Annotated in this window: 23 protein-coding genes and 1 pseudogene; 7 read left to right on the forward strand and 17 right to left on the reverse strand. The window is 38.2% G+C overall.

From position 1 onward, the window contains the following. Window positions 1-284: 284 nt before the first annotated feature. From EEJ45_RS07720 to EEJ45_RS07730, 3 genes are all read right to left on the reverse strand, one after another. Entirely contained in the window at window positions 285-626 is a 342-nt protein-coding gene (locus EEJ45_RS07720) for a transposase (RefSeq protein WP_124564238.1), read from the reverse strand. A gap of 117 nt (window positions 627-743) precedes the next feature. Then, entirely contained in the window at window positions 744-1463 is a 720-nt protein-coding gene (locus tag EEJ45_RS07725) for a polysaccharide deacetylase family protein (RefSeq protein ID WP_245999856.1), read from the reverse strand. 304 nt (window positions 1464-1767) lie between these two features. Continuing rightward, entirely contained in the window at window positions 1768-2013 is a 246-nt protein-coding gene (locus tag EEJ45_RS07730; protein WP_245999857.1) for a hypothetical protein, read from the reverse strand. 589 nt (window positions 2014-2602) lie between these two features. Between EEJ45_RS07730 and EEJ45_RS07735 the strand changes: the two are divergent. Together EEJ45_RS07735 and EEJ45_RS07740 are read left to right on the forward strand one after the other, a co-directional pair. Then, window positions 2603-2995: pseudogene (locus EEJ45_RS07735) on the forward strand (amino acid permease); the annotation flags it as partial. A 213-nt stretch (window positions 2996-3208) separates the two neighbouring features. Next, entirely contained in the window at window positions 3209-3409 is a 201-nt protein-coding gene (locus EEJ45_RS07740) for a cold-shock protein (RefSeq protein WP_124564240.1), read from the forward strand. 44 nt (window positions 3410-3453) lie between these two features. On the opposite strand, the gene EEJ45_RS07745 is transcribed toward EEJ45_RS07740, so the two are convergent. Then, window positions 3454-3642, reverse strand: a complete 189-nt coding sequence (locus tag EEJ45_RS07745) for a hypothetical protein (protein WP_124564241.1) — start codon at window positions 3640-3642, stop codon at window positions 3454-3456. 189 nt (window positions 3643-3831) lie between these two features. Here EEJ45_RS07745 and EEJ45_RS07750 point away from each other — a divergent pair, with 189 nt between their 5' ends. Further along, window positions 3832-4137 carry a hypothetical protein gene (locus EEJ45_RS07750; RefSeq protein WP_124564242.1) on the forward strand — a complete coding sequence of 102 codons (306 nt, stop codon included), beginning with the start codon at window positions 3832-3834 and terminating at the stop codon, window positions 4135-4137. 199 nt (window positions 4138-4336) lie between these two features. On the opposite strand, the gene EEJ45_RS07755 is transcribed toward EEJ45_RS07750, so the two are convergent. Continuing rightward, window positions 4337-4747: a hypothetical protein gene (locus EEJ45_RS07755; RefSeq protein WP_124564243.1), complete on the reverse strand. Its 411-nt coding sequence runs from the start codon at window positions 4745-4747 to the stop codon at window positions 4337-4339. A 185-nt stretch (window positions 4748-4932) separates the two neighbouring features. Here EEJ45_RS07755 and EEJ45_RS07760 point away from each other — a divergent pair, with 185 nt between their 5' ends. After that, window positions 4933-5853 (forward strand): hypothetical protein, encoded by a 921-nt coding sequence (locus EEJ45_RS07760; protein WP_124564244.1) that lies wholly within the window; start codon window positions 4933-4935, stop codon window positions 5851-5853. A 25-nt stretch (window positions 5854-5878) separates the two neighbouring features. Here the strand turns inward: EEJ45_RS07760 and EEJ45_RS07765 are convergent, their stop codons facing one another. The 7 genes from EEJ45_RS07765 to EEJ45_RS07795 all read right to left on the reverse strand — a co-directional run bounded on the left by EEJ45_RS07765 (window position 5879) and on the right by EEJ45_RS07795 (window position 13802). After that, window positions 5879-7024: a cation:proton antiporter gene (locus tag EEJ45_RS07765; protein WP_124564245.1), complete on the reverse strand. Its 1146-nt coding sequence runs from the start codon at window positions 7022-7024 to the stop codon at window positions 5879-5881. A 172-nt stretch (window positions 7025-7196) separates the two neighbouring features. Continuing rightward, the gene (gene motB, locus EEJ45_RS07770; RefSeq protein WP_124564246.1) at window positions 7197-7946 is read right to left on the reverse strand and encodes a flagellar motor protein MotB; all 750 of its coding nucleotides are present in this window, start codon (window positions 7944-7946) and stop codon (window positions 7197-7199) included. Then, entirely contained in the window at window positions 7912-8721 is an 810-nt protein-coding gene (motA, locus tag EEJ45_RS07775) for a flagellar motor stator protein MotA (protein ID WP_124564247.1), read from the reverse strand. The genes motB and motA overlap by 35 nt, the downstream gene beginning before the upstream one ends. 171 nt (window positions 8722-8892) lie before the next feature. Then, complete coding sequence (gene corA / locus EEJ45_RS07780; RefSeq protein WP_124564248.1) at window positions 8893-9849, reverse strand: magnesium/cobalt transporter CorA; 957 nt, start codon at window positions 9847-9849, stop codon at window positions 8893-8895. Window positions 9850-9957: 108 nt separating this feature from the next. Then, window positions 9958-11076, reverse strand: a complete 1119-nt coding sequence (locus EEJ45_RS07785) for a GerAB/ArcD/ProY family transporter (protein WP_164464224.1) — start codon at window positions 11074-11076, stop codon at window positions 9958-9960. A gap of 31 nt (window positions 11077-11107) precedes the next feature. Beyond that, on the reverse strand, window positions 11108-12295 hold the full coding sequence (locus EEJ45_RS07790; RefSeq protein ID WP_124564250.1) for a Ger(x)C family spore germination protein: 1188 nt from the start codon (window positions 12293-12295) through the stop codon (window positions 11108-11110). A gap of 10 nt (window positions 12296-12305) precedes the next feature. After that, on the reverse strand, window positions 12306-13802 hold the full coding sequence (locus tag EEJ45_RS07795) for a spore germination protein (RefSeq protein ID WP_124564251.1): 1497 nt from the start codon (window positions 13800-13802) through the stop codon (window positions 12306-12308). A gap of 184 nt (window positions 13803-13986) precedes the next feature. Between EEJ45_RS07795 and cbpA the strand changes: the two genes are divergently transcribed. Beyond that, window positions 13987-14604 (forward strand): cyclic di-AMP binding protein CbpA, encoded by a 618-nt coding sequence (cbpA, locus tag EEJ45_RS07800; RefSeq protein ID WP_124564252.1) that lies wholly within the window; start codon window positions 13987-13989, stop codon window positions 14602-14604. A 146-nt stretch (window positions 14605-14750) separates the two neighbouring features. Beyond that, window positions 14751-15476 carry a M15 family metallopeptidase gene (locus EEJ45_RS07805; protein ID WP_124564253.1) on the forward strand — a complete coding sequence of 242 codons (726 nt, stop codon included), beginning with the start codon at window positions 14751-14753 and terminating at the stop codon, window positions 15474-15476. A gap of 27 nt (window positions 15477-15503) precedes the next feature. On the opposite strand, the gene EEJ45_RS07810 is transcribed toward EEJ45_RS07805, so the two are convergent. The 4 genes from EEJ45_RS07810 to EEJ45_RS07825 are packed head-to-tail and all read right to left on the reverse strand — an operon-like array spanning window position 15504 to window position 19196. Beyond that, window positions 15504-15950, reverse strand: coding sequence for an acyl-CoA thioesterase (locus tag EEJ45_RS07810; RefSeq protein WP_124564254.1), 447 nt, complete (start codon window positions 15948-15950; stop codon window positions 15504-15506). Window positions 15951-16005: 55 nt separating this feature from the next. Continuing rightward, entirely contained in the window at window positions 16006-16767 is a 762-nt protein-coding gene (gene sdhB, locus EEJ45_RS07815; RefSeq protein ID WP_124564255.1) for a succinate dehydrogenase iron-sulfur subunit, read from the reverse strand. Then, a complete protein-coding gene (sdhA, locus tag EEJ45_RS07820) occupies window positions 16760-18556 on the reverse strand; it encodes a succinate dehydrogenase flavoprotein subunit (protein ID WP_124564256.1) in 1797 nt (598 codons plus the stop codon). The genes sdhB and sdhA overlap by 8 nt, the downstream gene beginning before the upstream one ends. A gap of 13 nt (window positions 18557-18569) precedes the next feature. After that, complete coding sequence (locus EEJ45_RS07825; protein ID WP_124564257.1) at window positions 18570-19196, reverse strand: succinate dehydrogenase cytochrome b558 subunit; 627 nt, start codon at window positions 19194-19196, stop codon at window positions 18570-18572. A gap of 333 nt (window positions 19197-19529) precedes the next feature. On the opposite strand from EEJ45_RS07825, the gene EEJ45_RS07830 reads away from it, so the two are divergent. Continuing rightward, a complete protein-coding gene (locus tag EEJ45_RS07830; protein WP_124564426.1) occupies window positions 19530-19964 on the forward strand; it encodes a YslB family protein in 435 nt (144 codons plus the stop codon). A gap of 12 nt (window positions 19965-19976) precedes the next feature. Here EEJ45_RS07830 and uvrC read toward each other — a convergent pair whose 3' ends face one another. Continuing rightward, a complete protein-coding gene (uvrC, locus tag EEJ45_RS07835; protein ID WP_222928027.1) occupies window positions 19977-21755 on the reverse strand; it encodes an excinuclease ABC subunit UvrC in 1779 nt (592 codons plus the stop codon). Window positions 21756-21818: the final 63 nt, after the last annotated feature.

Genomic DNA, 21818 nt, shown 5'->3' on the forward strand with positions numbered 1-21818 from the left:
CTCCGCGAAACGCTCTTGCGGGACACCTAAACTCCAATCTACGCTCTCTCGTACTCCGCGAAACGCTCTTGCGGGGCACCTAAACTTCAATCTACGCTCTCTAGTGGTTCGCGAGCCTAGCATTATACCCGTATTAAGAATAAAACGCATATTTGTTCCAAGGTTGCCAAGTCAACTTCCTACTTAAGACATTCCGATTGAATTTCTTTGCGTTTATACCATCTTTAATCGAAAAATCATCGGTTACAGCGCAGGTGCGCAAAAGGATGCAAACTTAGAGAAAATTACGAAATTACGTTCGTTAGTTTAATCATATCAGAATTCATAGAACATAAGACTATATGAGTCCGATGGAATATAAGAGGGCGCACCTTAATAAAACTGTCTAGTTTAGTGTTGACAATCCAGCTTTCTTTTCGAAGCTGGATTAGCTCATTTTCTTCCGCTGACCGGTGGCCCTCCGCTTTGAACGAACCTGTTTTCTGATGGTTTAAAATCCAACGATCTAAGGCAGATGGGGTAATGTCATACTCTCTGGCAATGTCAGCTCTTGACTTGCCATTCTCATATAGCTTCACCATTTGCAGCTTGCATGCGGCTGTATACGTTCGACGCTCTCGTTTCATGGACTACACGCTCCTAAGGTTAGTAAGTATAGTGTACTAGCCCTTATAAGAGTTGTCTAACCAAGTGTAGACCATCCACACGGCCTCATTGTGAATTAGAGGTAAACAGCTATTTACTCAATGAACCGACCTATAGCGCAACAACTCCGATACACGCACAAATTCATATCCTTGCTTTTGCAGAATAGGCAAAATAATCTTTAAGGCTTCAACGGTTTGTGTCCGATTCCCTCCCCCGTCATGCAGCAGCACAATATCTCCATTTCTGGCATGGGAAATAATATGATTGGCAATTACCTGGACACCTGGAGAAGACCAGTCCCTTGTATCTTGATGATAAGACCATAATACAACTGTATAACCATAACTATTGACTTCTGCGAGAAGTGCATCATCAATATAACCTCCTGGTGGACGAAATAACTTAGGTTGGTTTGGCTGATATTGTTGTAATACATGATGGGCATTCAAAAACTCTGTGCGCAAGCGGTCAAATCCGTTTCGATTTTCATAAGGATGTGTCATCGTATGATTTCCAATATCATGACCAGCCTGAATTACTTGCTGCGTGATGTGTGGATAGCGATTGACCCGACTACCAATGGTAAAAAATGTTGCATGAGCATTGTATTGACGTAAAAGCGCCAAAATTTGAGGCGTATAAATAGGACTTGGCCCATCATCGAATGTCAGTGCAATAACCTTGTTTTGTGTCGGCACCTCCCAAACCACTTTTCCGGTCGGTTCTACCTCCCTTCTTTTAATCATTTCTGCTGAGACATTTACATTCATTAGCAATAGGCTTATCAAAAGAATACGCAAATATAGATATTTCATGGTAGTAAGTACCTTTCTGCCTGATGTCTTATCCATACTGTTCCTGAAAACTTATAATGAAATACTGTAATATGATTACCCTATTTGGGATTTAAAGGAACTTCATTGTATTGTCGCAGAAAGAATAATTATAAAGGTTAAGCGGACATTAGTAGTAATCAACTATAGACAGGAAGATTAAATTGAAACGAATAGTTTCTTTATTTGTTATTATATGCGCCATCTTGTCGATATGGACAGGCCAAGCTTTTGCAGTCGCATAAGCTGACATTCAACGTTACCATTACCAAAAAACAAAAAATTTCTAATCGAGCTTTTGTTCAACATAGCGGTCCACAAAGCGCAGCAAGAATTGCGTATGTAACGCCAACGAATATGGCAGTAGTGGAAGAAGATTACATTGCAAAATAAAAATAATGTAAGTAAACAACAATGCATACAGCATGGGAAAGTTTAAGTTCTCCGTGTTCTTAAGAGTTTGGATAGGACCAATAATAAATTGTTGAATCATCTCAGTATTTGAAATACCATCAATATGAATCAAAGCCACCTGATTTTCTTCTACATCAAATCTGCGTAAAATTAAATCAGAACAATTCCCTAAATAAGATTAAATCTCTTTAAGGTTTTGCTCTAGATTACTTGAAAGCGTTCGTTGCTCATGTTGTAACCCTTTCATATATCAACCTCTTCACCAAATAGTTAGGACTTATAATATGATATTGCCAATATATTTATTATTCGTGAAAATGGGCTGAACTATGTAAACCAGTACATAACTGAATCATGTAACTCTAAAGTCAAAAGAATAGAGAGTAACGAACACTCATAAAGGAAAAATCCGAACTAAATCGAATTCTGTGTAGAGAATTCCGACTAATAGTTCGGATTTTTCTTTGGCTGAAAACCTTTTGTCCCAGCTTCTTTATAAATAGTTCTAGAGAATTGGTCCCATCGTCTCTTTTAATACATTTACAGAATGAGCAATTTTGAATTTACGAGGTGTTACGGAGTCAGCCTCTATTTTGGCATATCCTGTATATCTTTTTGTGTTGGCTCTATTTATACTAATTGGTGCCGGTCTATATCATATTGCTACCGGTACAGTTTCTCCTGACTTACATACACCGGTTGGAACGCCAGTAGCCGGTATGACACATGTTGTTGCCAACTCCTTAAATTATGCAAAATCGCTATCACCAGACCAAATTATTGCGGTTTATGTTTCCTTTGAAAGAGAAGATGAAAAAAAGTTTGAAGAAAAATGGAAGATGTGGGAACCTGATGTACGATTGGTTACTCTTCATTCTTATTATCGAAGTATTATCCAACCGCTCACAAAATTCATTGATACGGTTCAGTACAAAGCAAGCGAATCAAACTATCGAGTAACTGTCATTATTCCTCAGTTTATTCCTAAAAAAGGCTGGCATAACATTCTTCATAATCAGTCTAGCTTACTAATTCGGGCATTTTTGCTTTATAAACGAAATGTAGTTATTACAACCGTACCCTATCATTTAAAAAAGTAAAATGAGAACACATTAATACCTAGATAACCCCAACTATATAAACACCGAACTTCAGATATAAGAAGTTCGGTGTTTTCATTTATAAATCAAATTTCTTTTTTATTTTTTTAAATTTAATCCTTATATAGGTTTAAAAATTACCTCTTCGGGTTATCCTATGCAAGTAAGATTGACTTACAGCTTTATTTTTCTACATATTTAGGAGGCAATAAAATGGAACGTGGTAAAGTAAAATGGTTTAACAGTGAAAAAGGCTTTGGATTTATCGAGCGTGAAGACGGAGATGACGTGTTCGTACATTTCTCCGCAATTCACAGTGAGGGCTACAAGTCACTGGATGAAGGACAAGAAGTGACTTTCGAAATCGAGCACGGTCAACGCGGACCACAAGCGACGAATGTCCAAAAAGTGTAATAGAGCATAAAAACAAAGCGAACCTAAATAGGTTCGCTTTGTTTTTATATAGCAATGTAAATACCAAGACCGGCTAACAACACAACTGCAAGCGCAACATAAATCAACGTCAATCGAACTGTATTTCCACGCATTTCCTTGTCATAATGTTCGTCACCTTTTCCGCCAATTTTCACCGTAGCAACAAATCCAAACAATAGAAAAACAATAATCAAGATATATGATAGGAACATGTTCTCTCTATTATCGCAGACTATTATAGCCCTGCTGCTCCTTTCCTTGTATAATCTGGCCCTTACACTCCCCTATTTTCCCTACACTTCACTATATTAACAACCGCTACAAGCATACAATACGAATGAAGCATAGCATCTAAGCATATGGTTGTAAATAACAGGACAAACAGATTTGAGGTGGATATTATGTTTCATCGGATAAAAAGCATTTTATTTTTCATGCTACTTAGCGGTGCACTAACCTTTTCAGTTGTATATTGGGGAGAGGTTTTACTTGGTGAAAATACGACCCAAACCGTTACAACCGAGTCATCAGAACAATTGGAACACGATATACTCTTTTTCTTAGAAAGCAAACTCGTCAAAAAAGAAACTATAAAAGGCTATGTAATTGAAACATATCAAGAATATGAGATATATAAAGACGCTTTAGGGAATGTAGTCAAAAGTATTCCTACTTCAAACTATCAGTATTTGCGCTATAAGAACTGACTAAAAGAGGCTGGGACAAAAGGTTTTTAGCCAAAGAAAAATCCGAACTATTAGTCGGCATTCTCTACACAGAATTCGATTTAGTTCGGATCTTTCCTTTATGAGTGTTCGTTATTCTCTATTCTTTTGGCTTTAGAGTTACATGATGCAGTTATGTCCCGGCCTCGTTTATAGTAAGTACACTTTGGTTACAATCTCTTTAGTGATATTGGTACCAAACAATCCATTCATTATTTTGCTTTTTCGCAAGAAATATTTCACTGAATGAGTATGCATTTTGCATCTTTGGAAACCGTATACGCACAAACCAAGAACGATTAGCAATATCGCGACCACAATTTTGAATTGCCATGTAATAGTATGATTTCTCTACCCCTTGCAAATTTTGCATAGGCATAATTACTTCTGCCTGATAGTCTAGATACTTTGGATTTTTACCGTACAATTTTGGAATAATGGAGCGTGGCAACTCTCGTAGTAATTCTTGCTTATCTTGCTCTGTTAATACGGACAAAATCTCAGTCTTTGGACAAACGGTTTTTACTACCTGTTCTGCTTGCACAGATGTTGCTGTCAGCAATAAAACAAAGCATATCATCACAATTTTCATCTCTTCACCTCTGCGATAGTATGCCCGTTTTCTCGCTCCTACAACAATTATATCTATATTGTAAATATATAGTAAATTCAAAATAAAGGTAGTTGATTTTTCAAACACTGTAATTGGATTTCTTTTCAAAATCTTATATGATAGAAACATAAGGAAAATTTACTGCATGCGAGAGGAATACGGTCATGATAAAGTCCAAAACATCTTATTTCACCTATGGTGTGTATATTATCAAGTCTGTACATGAACAATGGCTTGAATCATTTATCATCGGTCATAGCGGTGCCGATGTTTTTATGGAATCCAATATCTTGATTGAAAAGGATATTATGACTGAAAACGTAGAACATGGTATAGAAAAGCATGGATGCTTTGAAGTTATATCAAGAGATCCGTACCGCCTTCGCCTTGTGCGCGAAATGACAGAAACAGAGAAAAATGCTTGGAATGAATGGCATCGACTATACCGGGACTTAAAATGGAAAATTAAGTCCATTCTTTCTTACCAAGCCAATCCTCTTGATGATTGCGGTGCATTATTTTCAGATTTACAGGAACAAGCACAGCATATCTTATATACCTACCCTGTAACAAGCGATGAGCATACTGCACTACAAGAAATGTTAGACGATTTAGAAGCCTCTATACTTAATCTTGGTATTGAAGTTCCTAAAATATCATTGACTCCTGCAATGGAAATCCAAGAAGTGCAGCTTGATGCCGATAACTCGGCATTCATAGTCTCAAATACGACCGACTATATAGCAGAATATCTGCAACGCTTCAGCCGCTTATCTCATACACTTTCACTTATCGAGGATTCTGACAACCCTACTATTGTCCATATTCAAAATGAGCTAAAAGTAGAGTGCGCTTGGCTTCAAGTAAAAATTTTACGTGAACTTGGTCTAGAAGCGGAGCATGATGAGCAACAACCTGGACATCTTCTGTATCTGCGTATAGGTAATCGTGACCTTCATCCGTTTCAAACAGAGAGTGTGCGATGTTTATTTCATAACTTTAGTAAAATAAACATACATGACCCGAGGTTTACAGAATATACAAATATCATGCTATGTACATTACAAGCTTTATTTGGAAAATAAAAGACGCGGCATTTTGCTGCGTCTTTTATGCTTGCGCTGTTTCTTTGTTACGGTTAAAGAATACTTTCATCATTGGTGGTGTTACAACGGTTGTAACTAATACGACGGCTACCATAACGGCAAACAGATCTTGCTTTAGCAAGTCTGCTTCTAATCCGATAGCTGCGATAATAAGCGCTACTTCTCCTCGCGATACCATGGCGGCTCCTATACCTAGGGAACTATTCCCATTAAATCCGGTTATCTTTGCACCAAACGCACAACCTACAAGTTTCGTTATAATAGCGAGTACACTCAGTCCTAAAATAAGTAACCAGTTCTCACCGACCCCACTAAACTCAGCAGTAACCCCAATAGAAGTGAAGAACACAGGAACAAAAATAGAGTATCCAATTGTTTCTACCTTCTCAAAGATTTCATGCTTATAGTCCGTTACACTAATGGCAACTCCGGCGATATATGCACCAATAATAGCAGCAACTCCTGTATATTCAGCAAAATAGGCAAATGTAAAACAAACAATTAAACCGGCTGATATGAGTGATTCTGTTACACGTAGCGGCGCGAACTTACGCAAGATAATCGGAACCACTTTCCATCCAACAATAATGGAAACAATAAAGAATAACGCTTTCTTTAGAATAACCATTGTTAAGTTTACATCACCACCAGCAAGGCTCATAACAAATGCTAATGCAACGATGACAAGAACATCATCAATTACAGCTGCCCCTAAAATTACCGATCCTTCTCGAGACTGCAATTTCCCCATTTCCTTCAACGCCTGTACTGAAATGCTTACACTTGTTGCAGACAGCAAAAGGCCTAAAAAAACCGCTTCAAAATTAGACATACCTAGAACAATCCCGGCACCGTAACCGAGTGAAAGCGGAACAGCAACACCAGCCGCTCCCACAATACTAGATGCTTTTCCTGTCCGTTTAAACTCATCTAAGTCAGTTTCTAAACCAGCAATAAACATCAATAAAATAACACCAATTTGGCTTAATTCACCCAGAATTTCTGTGTCATTTACAAGGCCTAATACCGATGGGCCAAGAACGATACCAATTAACAGCTTTCCAAGTACAGAAGGTTGCCCCAATCTGACACTAATATCTCCTGCAAGCTTTGAAGCCAGTAAGATAATAGCAAGTTGCGTAATCAACATGTTAATTCTCCGCCTTTCTTACGTCATATAGCCTACCCCTGCAGAAACCGTGCTATACTTTACCTAAAAAAGACAAAAAGGAGCCTGCAGTGGCAGGCTCCTCCAAAAACGATGTATTTTCAATATATTATATATCCTACATGAATAGAGGGAAAATGTAAACCATTTTTGCTTACGGCTGCTTTGTAAGAGGTAAGATTAATACTTCCACCCTACGATTTTTTGCTCGGTTTTCAGCAGAATCATTTGGTGCAACTGGCCGATATTCACCATATCCAATTGCACTGAATTTCTCAGGTTGTAAGTTTGTGTTCTCAAGTAATACTTGCATAAAGTTTACTGCTCTTCCCGTACTTAAATCCCAGTTTGATTTAAACTCTGCGTTAGTAATAGGTACATTGTCTGTATGACCGGACACCATTACTTCACGGGGAGAAGCTGCAACAAGAAGCTGTGAAATTTCTTTTGCAGTTGCGACAGATTCCAATTTTACGAATGCCTTACCCGAATCGAATAAAGCATTGTCCATGATGGTGATCATTAAACCGCGCTCAGTCAAAGTCGTTTTTAAAGAAAGGGACAGTTTATTAGCTGCAATATATGCATCAATCTTTTCCTGTAATTGCTTAAGCTCTTCCATCTCATGTTTGGCTTTAATTTCTTCAGCAGATTTTTCTTCTTTCAATGGCACATCTTGGGCAGGTGGCACTTCGTTTAAAAATTCTTTGTTACCTGTACCACCTTTTAACTCCTTATTAAAAGCAATTGCCATCTGCCTAAATTTTTCTGTATCGAGGCTACTCATCGCAAATAATACAATAAATAAAGCTAACAGCAAAGTAAGCATATCCGCATATGGAATTAGCCATGTTTCGTCAATATGCTCCTCATGCTTTTTCTTTTTGCGCGCCATCTGTACCATCTCCAGCTTCTAGTTTCTTTCTCTCTGTTTCAGAGAGCGCTACAAGAATGCGGTTTTTAATTAAAAATGGATAAGTTCCTGCTTGAAGCATTAGCATGCATTCTAAAATAAGACGTTTTTTCTCTAACTCTTCTGCTGACTTTTGCTTTAATTTATTAGCAAATGGATGCCACAATACATATCCGCTAAAAATACCGAAAATAGTGGCAATAAAGGCGCCTGAAATCGCATGACCAAGCTTATTAATATCAGATAAATTGCCAAGGGCGGCAACAAGACCGATAACAGCTCCCAATACTCCAAGAGTTGGTGCATATGTACCTGCTTGCGTAAACATTCGTGCGCCGGAAGCATGTCTCTCTTCAATAGCCTCAATTTCTGCTTCCATCATGTTTTTCAGATCTTCCGGTGAGATACCATCAATTACAAACTTCATGCCTCTTTGAATAAAGTCATCATCGACCTCATTGACTTGTTGTTCTAATGATAAAATACCATGCTTTCTACTTTCGCCTGCCCAACGTACAAACAGTTCTAATAATTCCTGATACGATAATTGCTTTTTATTGGTTGTGAATAACAACTTAAAAAGCTTTGGGAGACGCTTCAGTTGCTTTCCTGGGAAAGCAATCGTCACAGCACCTGCAGTGCCGACAAAGATAATCATAAGTGCCGCCGGATTTAATAGTGCTTGTACATCTGCTCCCTTGAGGAACATACCGAATACAACGGCAATTATCGCTAGAAGGATTCCCACTATTGTTGCCAAATCCATATCTGCATCCCTCCATATATTACTTACACACAATGTGCAATTATTTATTTTTTTAATTAAATATAGAATTATCTATATACATAACTACATTATAACTTGTTATTTCATATTAAAATAGATGTTTTCATATAAAAAACCTTCACGAAATATAAAAATTTCGTGAAGGTTTTTTTAATCATTACGAAACCAACCCTTTTTCAAAAACCATATTGCCATCATACCACCTGTCCCTAACATCATACCTAGTATAATAAAATAGCCATATTTCCATCGCAGCTCAGGCATATGGTCAAAATTCATCCCATAAATACCAGCAATAAACGTAAGAGGCATAAAGATCGTGGTGATAACGGTCAGCTTTTTCATAATACTGTTCATATAATAGGAGTTTAATGAAATGTAATTGTCTCGCATTTCAGAGGTAATTTCGCGATTTGACATGACCATTTGACTCAGCTTTAACAAGTGGTCATAAATATCCTGAAAATAGGCCTTCTTATCATCCTGTAATAAAAACCGTTTGGATTCCAGCATCCTGTACAATAAATCTCGCATCGGTCCAATTACATAATGAAGCTGCAGTAGTTGACTTCGCACACGGAAGGTTTCATTAATTAGGGAAGGCATCGTTCCTTTTTGATAATCTACTTCCATTTGTCTCATTCGATCTTCGATATCATGCACAATCGGAAAATATGTATCCACAAGCTTATCTATAATTTTATGAAGCACTTCAACAGGCATCTGGTCACAGGTATGTTTTGAACTACAGAAATGGTTCCAAGCAGATATAATTTCCGGAACTTCTTCTAAGTGAAACGAAACAATAAAGTTTTCACCTAAAAATATATCGACTTCTTGAATATCCAATGTATCCTTATGAATGGCATGCATGACTAAAAAGCTGTGATTATTATAATACTCCAGCTTAGGGCGTTGTAAAAAATGCAAACAATCTTCTATTGCTAAAGGATGGAATTTAAAATAAGATGATAACAATAAAATTTCTTCGTTAGTTGGTTTTGAAAAATCTACCCAATACCAAGCAATGTGCTCTTTTTTGACATCAAGGACCGGTATATCTCGCAATACTTCATGTTCCTTTGTTACTGCTAGAATTCGAAGCATAACCCTCTCCTCTGCTATCTAAAATATGCTGGTTACTTACCCGATAATGACTTCACAAATTTTATCATCTGGACATCCTATAAGCAATATAAAGAAAATAGATATTCATTATTGAATATCAGAAACATGATGGGCTTTATTTCCAGACTTTTTTATTAACAAAAGCATAGTTAATATGAATGGAATAATAAATTGCAATGGAACATGCAGATAGATAGGAACCACTTTCAGTCCTATATATAGATGTTCGATCAAATTCCCAGATAAAATTAAAGAACATGCATAGGTTAAACAACATACTAAAATGATTGATTGATTTTTTTTATTCTTAATCCTAATTTTAGAAATTCCCACTAAAGCTGCATATGCAAAAACAAAAATTTTAATACATCCACCTATTAAGTTGATCAATACCGCAAATAGCTCAAAATGTTCTAAAAAACCTAAAAAGTCAAGACCTTCCAAAGCTTTTATGAACGGAAATACATATATTTCCGCAAGTTTAGGATGTAAAATCCCCACTATCATTTCAGCCGCCGCAATCAATAAACCTCCTACAACTAAAATAACCAACCAACCATATGTTTTCAGTTTGCTCTTATGATCAGCCAAAGGAAACAAAATTGTCAAAGCAATCAACTCCCCGTAAGGGAATGTAATTCCTGTAGGAAAAACAGTATTCACAATTGCGGAACCACTGTGTTGGAATAGTGGTCCCAAATTTTTTACTAAGAAAGCGTTACTAAAATAACCTGTCAGCAGCAACATGAGAATTTGAGTTATAACTACAAACAGCAAAATTTGCGTTCCTCTAGCAAAAGACTCGATACCCAAGTAAAGTATATAACCTATGGTGCTGATAAAACTAAAAGAGATAATCCAAGGGGATATATCTTCAAATAACATCTTGCTGGTAAAGAAAGCGAAGTCTTTCAAGACCCGACCGCCTATATAGCAAAAGTATAATGTATATACAATTTGTAATGACTTTCCTACAATCTTGCCGAAACCGTCTTCCAACAGCTCGTACAAATTTCCCCAATTACCAATTGAGAGCATGATAAAATAAAAATATAAAACTCCAACGCCTAAAAATGAAGTTATTAGTAGCCCAATCCAAGTATCTTGTTGCAGATTAAAATTTAAACCGACGACAATCGTGCTCCCTAATAAAAACAATAACATGATGGAGAAGATTTGTAAGAATGATAATTTTACCTGTGCCATGATTCTTTTCTCCTTATTAGAATCCATAGTCCTATTTTACAATTCGAATGATGTCACCTGTATTAATGAGTTTAATTTCAAATTTCCCTTCGATTTTCGCGTCTGGATACAGTCTGCTCCATTGTTTGCTTATTCGCCCCCATAAAGAAGGATTTTGATGGTACATGGCGTCACTGAAACCAATGAAATCCGTATTGTAGGTTTGACTTTTTCTAATTAAGTCTTGTAACTTCACTTGTAAATCTTTGCTTGATTTTTTTTCCAACTCCTTTATATATATTGGGTCTGCCAAATTTCCTTTGCAAGTAATGTCATATATATTTGCTTTAGCTTGAACCCCTAGACGAAAAGTATACGGCCGACGTTCTGAAATCACACTTATGACTGATTTTGTACTGCTTAATTTCCACGATACTCTACCCTTGGAATGAGGACATCCCGTAGTAACGCTCGCCCTATTTAGTTGACCTTGTACAATCCGATACATAATGCTTTCCTCGAATGAAAGCATACGATATAATCTATCACCTCGAAATACAGTGACACCTTCCAGTGAAATCAATACTCCGGGAGTACTCTGTTCGATGTTTGTTTTTTTAAAACCTTCCTTCGGATTTCCGACAACACTTATGTACGGGACAGTTAGTTGGGTTGTACGTGCCGTAAGAATTTCTTTCGCGTTCTCTAATGTTGCGAACCCCCTATATCCCATATGTCTCATTCCCCTTTCAAGCACTTCTTTAAAGCGGGAACTGGAAACTTTTGAAACAGGAGTGAATATACGAAACAGGTCATATGGAGAAATATCTTTGCATATCATAAATTTAATATCCGAGTATACATTCGGTTCTCGAATCAAGTAATTCAAAACATCACTTAATCCATCTCTTGCAAGGCGTTCACTAAACACCACAATTTGCGCCGATTGCAAAAACATGCGGCGGGACGTTATTTTGTACATATTTTGAATAGCTTCCTGGACGGTTTCTCCTTCTTGCTTATATGTATAAGCTGCTACTTCGTCTGAGGCATCTTTTCGATTGGCTGCAGGATTATAAAGTTGCAATGTAACAATATACTTACCCTCGCTTTTATCTACTCCTATACCTGAAACGACAGCTATGCTGTTTACTGTATTTTCTTGAATATTTCTTCCAGTGAATGTAGCTATTATAACCCCGATAAGTAAGACGCTGCGCAATTTAGATGTATTGCCCATTCAAAACTCCTCAATTCTTGTTATCGTCTTCGGTTTGTTGCAATGTTTCCTCTTTTGAAAAAACAGGAAAATTGTTCGCTACATCTTCAATTGATGATCTCAGTAGTCCGTCTTTTTGATCTCTTACTCGAAAAGGAGCAAATGGCGCCAAATATGGAACACCAAACGAACGCAGATTACATAAATGAAACAGTACAATTAAAGTAGCTAAAAAAATGCCGTATAATCCAAATGTAGCGCCTGCAATAATAAATATAAGTACTAAATATCTCGCTACATTACGCATCACCCAAATCGGAACGACACTGGTCATGATGTAAGAAGCGCTCATTACCACTAAAGTAGCTGGCTGTATGAGTTGGGATTCAACAGCTGATTGTCCCAAAACAATCGCACCGAACACTGAGATTGTAAGAACGACATTTTGTGGTACCCGATTGGAAGCTTCATAAATCGCTTCAATCATCGCCCCCAATAAAATTATCTCTACTACGGTTGGAAATGGTACGACTTCCCGCTGTGAAACGAAGCTAATTAACAACTGAATAGGTAATAGATTGGGATGATGTGTGGTGAAAGCAACATATAAACCCGGAACAACTATGGATACAGCATAGAGAATCATTTTAAATAAACGTAACCATTTGTTGTTTTCTAACTGGATATAATAATCTTCAGGCGTTTGAAAAAATTGGATGAATACGGCTGGAGCCACTAATACGAAAGGAGAACCATCCACAATAATACCAATTTTCCCTTCCAAAATTTCTGCAGCCACCACATCTGGACGATCGGTATTCAACATGAGTGGAAATATGGATTTAGATTCTTCTGTTAAGCCTTCTTCTATATAATTGGACTCTAGCACAACTTCCAACTCAATCTTATCTAGACGTTTTTTGATTTCTGTTAAGATTTCATTCTGAACACTCGTGTCCAAATAGACAATAGAAACATCAGTAGATGTTTTTTTTCCATAGGACTTTGTTTCTATGCGCAAGTCCGGATTTTTTATAACTTTTCTTAATAAAGATATATTTGTTGTTCGATTTTCCGTGAATGCGATATCCGGTCCTTTAGTCACCCTTTGTGCTTTTGGGTTTGTTAAACCTTTTTCATTCCACTTAACTATATCCGCGGATATAAATAATGGCATATCATCTACAACAAGCAATGTTTTTCCATTCACTATTTCATGAATCGCATCTTCCATGCTTTCTACTATCCGCACTGCCTTCACTTGAATGACATGCTGGATAAGAAAATTTAACAGCCCCTGCTCTTCATATTTCAAAGGCATCTCAAACGTCATCAACGGTTCGATAATATGAGTTTCTAAAGAGTGGGCGTCTATAGAGCCTTCAAAAAATATGATACTCACACGTAAACCAATTCCTTTTAGTGTGAATGTTCTTATCATAAGATCAGAACTCCAACCTAACTTTTCACTTATTTCATTTATGTTGGCTTGAAGGTTATTCTGTATTTTTGAATTTCTTGTAACCATATATCCCCCAAATTTTAAAAGTTAGTATTGGTATTATAAACCATCTAAAGAAAAATTATGTATACATCTGCAGCAGCTAAAAATTGTAACAAAGATGTAACCAATTATTTCACAAAAGATATTTCTTTTAAATTCACAATATTGTATATTTTCAATACAATCTTTATACACTAGGAGGAGTTTTATGAGAGTGAAAGGCAATTACGTACCAAAGCAAGATGTTGTGTTTTGTAGCGAACAAGATTCATTAGAAAGTGTACTGCAACTTTTGAATGAAACTGGCTATAGATGTATTCCCGTTTTGGATGAGACAAAAACGAAGTTTGTGGGCAATGTATATAAGGTTGATATTTTAGAATACGCTGCAGCCCTTAGTGATACTGTACGCCATGTTGTGAGAGATACAAGTGCTTTTGTATATGAAGAATCCTCATTTTTTAAAGTGTTCTTTACTATTAAACGCTTACCATTTCTTGCTGTTATCGGCGAGAGCGGTAACTTTCTTGGCATTTTAACTCATTCTAAGGTATTTGCTTTACTAGAAGACGCGTGGGGCGTAAATTCTGGTGTGTATTCAGTAACTATCGGTACACAGGATTATAACGGAGCCATTCAAAAGCTTGCTAAGGTATTGAAAAAATATACAGGAATTCAAAGCTTGCTCACACTAGATAATAATGCTTTATATGTAAGACGCATGGTATTTACATTAGGTAAAGAGTTTGATACGTCGGAATTACAGCCTCTTTTAAAAGAACTTGAGGAAAACGGATTTCGAATTGTTCATATCGAAGAACTATAAGAGGCGGAATGCCTCTTTGTTTTTGTATCTAGCACATGTATACTTATTGCCGTATAATACAGATGGGTTCTATCATTTAGAAAGGATATATCTATGGCTCTATGAAAAAAATGACTATGGTCCTCCTACTTTTTACAGGTATATTTATGATAACGATTGCTATTTTAAAGACGGAGCCGATGTTCCAATCGTCTAAAGCAGAGACTTCCGCAGTACAGGTGGATACTGAAAAGAAAGAAAGAATTCCGGAGTTTCCTTCCTACGAAGACACTTTACACGAACATACTGTAACAAATACAGAGTCACTTTTAGTGTTAGTAAACAAAGAGCGTTTATTGCCGCCTTCCTATGTGCCACGAGACCTAGTTGTACCGAACGTTCCAAGAAGTCCGGAAACATCTGCTAAAAATGTTTATATGCGAAAAGAAGCAGCACAGGCATTAGAACAATTATTTACAGCTGCACAAGCAGAGAATTTGCAGCTGCTTGCGGTATCTGGATATCGCTCTTATGAATATCAACAAAAATTATATCAGCGTAATATAAAAACTCAAGGTGAAGAGAAAACACAGGCATACAGCGCTCCCCCCGGAGCAAGCGAGCATCAAACTGGTCTCGCGATGGATATTACATCAAAAGCCGCACAATATCAGTTAAATGAAGCATTCGGCAATACAGCCGAGGGTCAATGGCTTATTAAACACGCTCACGAATTTGGCTTTATTATTCGATACAATGCCAGTAAGCAGAGTATAACCGGCTACGCTTACGAACCCTGGCATATCCGTTATATCGGCAACCCCTACGCCTCGTATTTACAAAGCAATAACTTAACTTTAGAAGAAGCAACAAAACAAGTTGTTGCGAAATGAAAAAATAGGGACTGCAATATACAGCCCCTATTTTTTCATTTTCTGTTTCCACTCTTCCGGCCACGGTAAGCTTTTTCCTGTCTTTTTGGATGCCTGCACCATAGTACTACGTCCTACAAGACAAACCTCATCTCTATCATTTTTCACCATATAATGCAGATCAGCGGATGACGCGCCAATGCTTTGTACTTTCACATACACCTTCAAAGGTTCATCAAAAAAGACTTGCTTTAAATAATCACATTGTAAATTCGCAACTACAATCATCGCTTCGGCATCTTTTTTCGTCCATTCCTGCATGAATCGCAATTCTTTAAAAAATTCAATACGTGCTTCTTCAAAGTAAGTAAATGGTACTTTATTATTTAAGTGCCCAAACATGTCTGTTTCTGAAAAGCGCACCTTCGTCGGCATAAAGAAAACGAACTCTCTCTCCCACGTTGAAAAATCTTCAATATAATCAATTTTTCGCATCTACATATCCCCCTTAATACTATCGCCTCTTCCTATGGAAGAGGCGATAGATGTATCAGTAATTATTGTCGCTGCCGAAGAAGTCTTTAAATGCTTGAATTGTTGTATCACGGTTTAGTGCCGCGATAGATGTTGTAAGCGGAATCTCTTTCGGGCAAGATTGCACGCAGTTTTGTGAGTTACCGCAGTTCGCAAGTCCGCCGTCTCCCATTATGGCATGCAGACGTTCTGCTTTATGCATAGCTCCCGTTGGATGCGCATTGAACAAGCGCGCTTGTGAAAGCGGCGCAGGTCCAATAAAGTCCGATTTGCTGTTTACGTTTGGACATGCCTCTAAGCATACACCGCATGTCATACATTTAGACAATTCATATGCCCATTGACGCTTTTTCTCTGGCATTCTTGGTCCCGGACCTAAATCGTACGTACCATCAATTGGAACCCATGCTTTTACGCGTTTTAGCGCATTGAACATTCTGCTTCGGTCGATTTGCAGGTCGCGAACAACAGGAAAAGTCTTCATTGGTTGCAGGCGAATTGGTTGCTCTAGCTTATCAACAAGCGCTGTACAAGATTGGCGCGGTTTCCCGTTTATTACCATAGAACAAGCACCACAAACCTCTTCCAAACAGTTCATATCCCAAGAAATAGGTGTTGTCGGGTTGCCTTTTGCATCTACCGGGTTACGACGAATTTCCATTAAAGCGGAAATTACGTTCATATTCGGACGATATGGAATTTCAAATTCCTGATCGTACGGCTGTGAATCAGGTGCATCTTGTCTTGTAATAATGAGGCGGATTGTTTTTTCAGACATGTTGCTTATCCCCCTTTTGCTCTGTTGCAGTATCCTTTTTCTTTTTATCTGTCGTGTAATCACGTTTACGCGGTGCGATTAGTGATACATCGACATCTTTGTAAGAGAAGGAAGGTGCCATGCCTGCGCCTTTAAACTTCGCCATTGTATGCTTCATGAAGTTTTCATCATCGCGTTCAGGGAATTCCGGTTTGTAATGGGCACCGCGGCTTTCATTACGGTTGTAAGCCCCCAATGTGATAACACGTGCTAATTCTAGCATGTTGTCAAGTTGGCGTGTAAAGGATGCACCTTGGTTGCTCCATTTTGCCGTATCGTTAATATTGATACGCTTATAACGCTCCATCAACTCTTGAATTTTATCATCTGTCTCTAGCAACTTTTTGTTGTGACGAACAACCGTTACGTTGTCTGTCATCCACTCACCAAGCTCTTTGTGGATAACATACGCATTTTCTGTACCATCCATCAACATAATGTTATTAAAGCGCTCTGTTTCCTCAAGCTCATGACCTTCAAATACAGAAGAAGCAACAGCCTCAGCTGATTTTTCTAAGCCCTTCATGTATTCAATTGCCTTTGGTCCTGCTACCATACCGCCATAAATTGCAGATAACAATGAGTTTGCGCCAAGTCGATTCGCACCGTGCATGGAATAATCACACTCACCAGCTGCGAATAAACCTGGGATATTTGTCATTTGGTCATAATCCACCCATAGACCACCCATAGAGTAATGAACAGCAGGGAAGATTTTCATTGGTACTTTACGAGGGTCATCCCCCATAAATTTCTCATAAATTTCAATGATTCCACCAAGCTTAATATCAAGCTCTTTTGGATCTTTATGAGAAAGGTCCAAATACACCATATTTTCGCCGTTGATACCAAGCTTCAAGTCTACGCACACATGGAAGATTTCACGCGTTGCAATATCACGAGGAACAAGGTTTCCATATGCCGGATATTTCTCTTCCAAGAAATACCAAGGTTTACCATCTTTATACGTCCAAACACGTCCGCCTTCACCACGTGCAGATTCACTCATCAAACGCAATTTGTCATCCCCTGGAATAGCTGTTGGATGAATTTGAATAAATTCGCCGTTTGCATAAATTGCACCTTGCTTATAAACAGCTGCAGCTGCAGTACCTGTGTTAATGATAGAGTTTGTTGATTTTCCGAAGATGATCCCAGGTCCGCCCGTTGCCATAATAACTGCATCGCCTGCAAAGCTCTTAATTTCCATAGAAGTTAAGTTTTGTGCAACGATACCGCGGCATATACCTTCATCATCAACTACGGCACGTAAGAATTCCCAACCTTCGTACTTCGTAACAAGCCCTGCTACTTCGTGACGGCGCACTTGTTCATCTAACGCATATAATAGTTGCTGACCTGTTGTAGCACCCGCAAATGCCGTACGATGATGCTTTGTACCACCAAAGCGGCGGAAATCAAGCAATCCTTCTGGCGTACGGTTAAACATAACACCCATGCGGTCCATCAAGTGGATAATGCCAGGTGCTGCTTCTGTCATTGCTTTTACAGGAGGCTGATCTGCTAAGAAATCGCCGCCGTATACTGTATCATCAAAGTGCTCCCATGGGGAGTCTCCTTCACCCTTTGTGTTGACGGCGCCGTTAATACCGCCTTGTGCGCAAACTGAGTGAGAACGCTTTACTGGCACTAATGAAAACAGATCTACTTTCACGCCTGCTTCTGCTGCCTTAATCGTTGCCATTAAGCCGGCTAAGCCGCCGCCGACTACAATCAGTTTTCCTTTCATATTCTCCCACTCCTTACATATTTGCTAGCTGTGGATCTACGAATGCCAACAATGAACGAATTCCAACAAAGGAAAGTGCTAAGAATAAAATCATTGTTACGTACGTAGAGATGCGCTGTGAGCGAGGTGATACCGTAATGCCCCAGCTAATAAAGAACGACCATAATCCATTTGCAAAGTGGAAGATTGCCGAAACAACACCTACCACATAAAAAGCAAACATAAATGGATTATCAAGAATATTTTGCATCATGTCAAAGTTCACTTTTTGTCCAAGTGCTGCTTGTACGCGTGTTTCCCATACATGCCAAGACACGAAAACTAAAGTGAACACACCTGTAAAGCGCTGCAACATAAACATCCAGTTACGGAAGTATCCGTAAGAGGAGACATTGTTTTTTGCAGTAAATGCGATATAAAGCCCGTATACCGCGTGATACAACAATGGTAAAAAAATCACAAACGTTTCCAAAACAATTCTAAACGGCAGCGATTCCATAAAATGCGCGGCCTTGTTAAATGATGCGGCTCCATTTGTCGCAAAGTGGTTAACCACCAAGTGCTGCATCAAAAAGATACCTACCGGGATTACGCCCAGTAAAGAGTGCCATTTGCGAAATGCAAACTCACGGCCTTTCATCTCCCATTCCCCCCTCGAATGTGTAACTAGAATCATAGATTATTACTTTACAACAATAGCAATTTATAAACAACTACTGTTGACTTCAAAAGTAAGTAAATGATTCAAAATATTTAAGCATAATTTCTGACAAGTTCATTTTACTCCTATTGTCATAAAAGCGTCAAGAAAACGGATACATAATCTAACGATAAAATTTGTAAACAGATGACAATACTACTTCCAATCCGGTAATGTTTTTGTAAACTTACCAAGAAGTAGCTGTGTTTCCGCGCAAAAAATGTTATATAATATGGGCAGAGAAGAAAGAGGGGAACCGTATTGACAAAATTAATGATTACTGATGACCTTATAAAAATACCTGTAAATGCCTTTGCATATGAATTAATTCGTGAAGAACTTCTTCCAGACTTAATGGGAAAAGAAGCAAGTCGCATCTTATATTGGGCCGGGAAAAATTTAGCAAGAAAATATCCGGTCGAAACCGTTGAAGATATCCTTGCCTTTTTTGAAAAGGCAGGTTGGGGCACATTAACCATTGTGGAACAAAAACGTCGTGAGATGCAACTAGAGTTAACTGGACCATTAGTGACCGAACGTTACCGCAACAAGCGAGAGACTACATATCAAATGGAAGCTGGTTTTATTGCTCAGCAGCTGCAGCAACAGCGCAAAGTAATCACCGAAGCCTATGAGGAGCAAAAAAAACGCTCCAATAAAGTCCTGTTTATTGTGCAGTGGGATGCAAAGGATACAATTGAAGAATAAAAAACGCCGTATTCACGGCGTTTTTTGCTGTAGTCGGTCAATAATCAGCTCCCCAACGGCGCGGGGAATACCTGCTTCTATAATTTGTTCAATCGAAGCCTCGCGTAGCTTCTTAACAGAACCAAAATATTTGAGCAGCATTTTACGTCGCTTCTCACCGATACCCGGAATATCGTCTAAAACAGATTGAATAGCTGATTTCCCATGCAATTGCCTGTGGAACGTAATCGCAAAACGATGCACCTCATCTTGAATGCGCTGCAACAAATAAAATTCCTGACTGTTTCGTTCCAGTAGAATTGGCTCTGGTGGGTCTCCGATTATTAAATGTGATGTGCGGTGTTTGTCATCTTTTACAAGACCTGCGATTGGAATAGCTAAGCCAAGCTCATTCTCTAGTACATCAGAGGCAGCTGCTAGGTGTCCTTTTCCTCCGTCAATGATAATTAAATCTGGAAGCGGCAAACCTTCCTTCAGTACACGTGAATAACGACGTCTTACTACTTCACGCATTGACTCATAATCATCAGGCCCTTGTACCGTTTTAATTTTATACTTCCGATATTCCTTTTTTTCTGCTTTTCCGTCAATAAACACAATCATGGCCGAGACAGGATTGGTTCCTTGAATATTGGAGTTATCAAACGCTTCAATACGATGCGGCGTTGGAATGCCTGCTTTTATCCCCAGATTTTCTACAGCCTTGATTGTGCGCTCTTCATCTCTTTCAATGAGATGAAATTTCTCCTGCAACGCAATCGTTGCGTTTTGTCCTGCTAAATCAACTAACTCTTTTTTCTTGCCTCGTTTTGGTTGAATTACAGGTACTTCCAAAAATTTCTCTACAATTTCTTGATCAATTGTATCTGGCAGTGCAATTTCTTTTGGTTTGAAATGATTGTCCTGCGCATAAAATTGACCGATAAATGTTAGAAACTCTTCCTCAGGCTCATCATAAATAGGAAACATAGATACATCGCGTTCAATTAACTTTCCTTGCCGCACAAAAAAGACTTGTACACACATCCATCCTTTATCGACCGCATAGCCAAATATATCTCGATTCACTAAATCAGCCATGATCATTTTTTGCTTTTCCATAAGTGCATCTATATGCGCAATTTGATCGCGTAGCTCCTTTGCTCGCTCAAATTCTAGCTTATCCGCAGCTTCAAACATTTTTTTCTCAAGCTCTGTACGAATGTCTGAGTGGCCCCCGTTTAAAAAGCGTGTAATTTGTTCAATAATTTCTTTATTTTGTTCATCTGTCACTGTCTTTACACAAGGAGCTAAGCACTGCCCCATGTGATAATATAAACAAACCTTATCAGGCATATTTGTACACTTTCGGAGCGGATACATACGGTCAAGCAATTTTTTAGTTTCATTCGCAGCTTGTGCGTTTGGATATGGACCAAAATATTTACCTTTATCTTTTTTTACACTTCGTGTAATAATAAGACGCGGCTGTTCCTCCCCAGTAATTTTAATAAACGGATAGCTCTTATCGTCCTTTAGCATAATGTTATATTTAGGGTCGTACTTTTTAATTAAATTCATCTCTAAAATAAGCGCTTCTAAATTGGAGGACGTTACAATATATTCAAAATCCACAATTTCATTTACAAGCCGATATGTTTTACCGTCATGCGTGCCCGTAAAATACGAGCGCACACGATTTTTTAATATCTTCGCTTTCCCAACATAAATAACCGTACCATTTTTATCTTTCATTAGATAACAACCTGGGCGGTCCGGTAAAATAGCTAGTTTTTCACGCAATTGACTCATAACTTCCTCCTCTATGACATTATTTTCAGGAGATTGAGCTATTTTTAGTGCACATGTACACTG

Source organism: Ectobacillus antri (assembly GCF_003852715.1).
GTDB lineage: Bacteria > Bacillota > Bacilli > Bacillales > Bacillaceae_G > Ectobacillus > Ectobacillus antri.

Coding starts and splice junctions, on each gene's coding strand:
- sdhB (WP_124564255.1), bottom strand. CDS start 16,767: ATGTCTGAAAAAACAATCCGCCTCATTATTACAAGACAAGATGCACCT.
- EEJ45_RS07740 (WP_124564240.1), top strand. CDS start 3,209: ATGGAACGTGGTAAAGTAAAATGGTTTAACAGTGAAAAAGGCTTTGGA.
- motB (WP_124564246.1), bottom strand. CDS start 7,946: ATGGTACAGATGGCGCGCAAAAAGAAAAAGCATGAGGAGCATATTGAC.
- EEJ45_RS07830 (WP_124564426.1), top strand. CDS start 19,530: ATGATTACTGATGACCTTATAAAAATACCTGTAAATGCCTTTGCATAT.
- corA (WP_124564248.1), bottom strand. CDS start 9,849: ATGCTTCGAATTCTAGCAGTAACAAAGGAACATGAAGTATTGCGAGAT.
- EEJ45_RS07750 (WP_124564242.1), top strand. CDS start 3,832: ATGTTTCATCGGATAAAAAGCATTTTATTTTTCATGCTACTTAGCGGT.
- EEJ45_RS07805 (WP_124564253.1), top strand. CDS start 14,751: ATGATAACGATTGCTATTTTAAAGACGGAGCCGATGTTCCAATCGTCT.
- uvrC (WP_222928027.1), bottom strand. CDS start 21,755: ATGAGTCAATTGCGTGAAAAACTAGCTATTTTACCGGACCGCCCAGGT.
- EEJ45_RS07765 (WP_124564245.1), bottom strand. CDS start 7,024: ATGTTGATTACGCAACTTGCTATTATCTTACTGGCTTCAAAGCTTGCA.
- EEJ45_RS07795 (WP_124564251.1), bottom strand. CDS start 13,802: ATGGTTACAAGAAATTCAAAAATACAGAATAACCTTCAAGCCAACATA.
- sdhA (WP_124564256.1), bottom strand. CDS start 18,556: ATGAAAGGAAAACTGATTGTAGTCGGCGGCGGCTTAGCCGGCTTAATG.
- EEJ45_RS07720 (WP_124564238.1), bottom strand. CDS start 626: ATGAAACGAGAGCGTCGAACGTATACAGCCGCATGCAAGCTGCAAATG.
- EEJ45_RS07725 (WP_245999856.1), bottom strand. CDS start 1,463: ATGAAATATCTATATTTGCGTATTCTTTTGATAAGCCTATTGCTAATG.
- cbpA (WP_124564252.1), top strand. CDS start 13,987: ATGAGAGTGAAAGGCAATTACGTACCAAAGCAAGATGTTGTGTTTTGT.
- EEJ45_RS07755 (WP_124564243.1), bottom strand. CDS start 4,747: ATGAAAATTGTGATGATATGCTTTGTTTTATTGCTGACAGCAACATCT.
- motA (WP_124564247.1), bottom strand. CDS start 8,721: ATGGATTTGGCAACAATAGTGGGAATCCTTCTAGCGATAATTGCCGTT.
- EEJ45_RS07745 (WP_124564241.1), bottom strand. CDS start 3,642: ATGTTCCTATCATATATCTTGATTATTGTTTTTCTATTGTTTGGATTT.
- EEJ45_RS07760 (WP_124564244.1), top strand. CDS start 4,933: ATGATAAAGTCCAAAACATCTTATTTCACCTATGGTGTGTATATTATC.
- EEJ45_RS07810 (WP_124564254.1), bottom strand. CDS start 15,950: ATGCGAAAAATTGATTATATTGAAGATTTTTCAACGTGGGAGAGAGAG.
- EEJ45_RS07790 (WP_124564250.1), bottom strand. CDS start 12,295: ATGGGCAATACATCTAAATTGCGCAGCGTCTTACTTATCGGGGTTATA.
- EEJ45_RS07785 (WP_164464224.1), bottom strand. CDS start 11,076: ATGGCACAGGTAAAATTATCATTCTTACAAATCTTCTCCATCATGTTA.
- EEJ45_RS07825 (WP_124564257.1), bottom strand. CDS start 19,196: ATGAAAGGCCGTGAGTTTGCATTTCGCAAATGGCACTCTTTACTGGGC.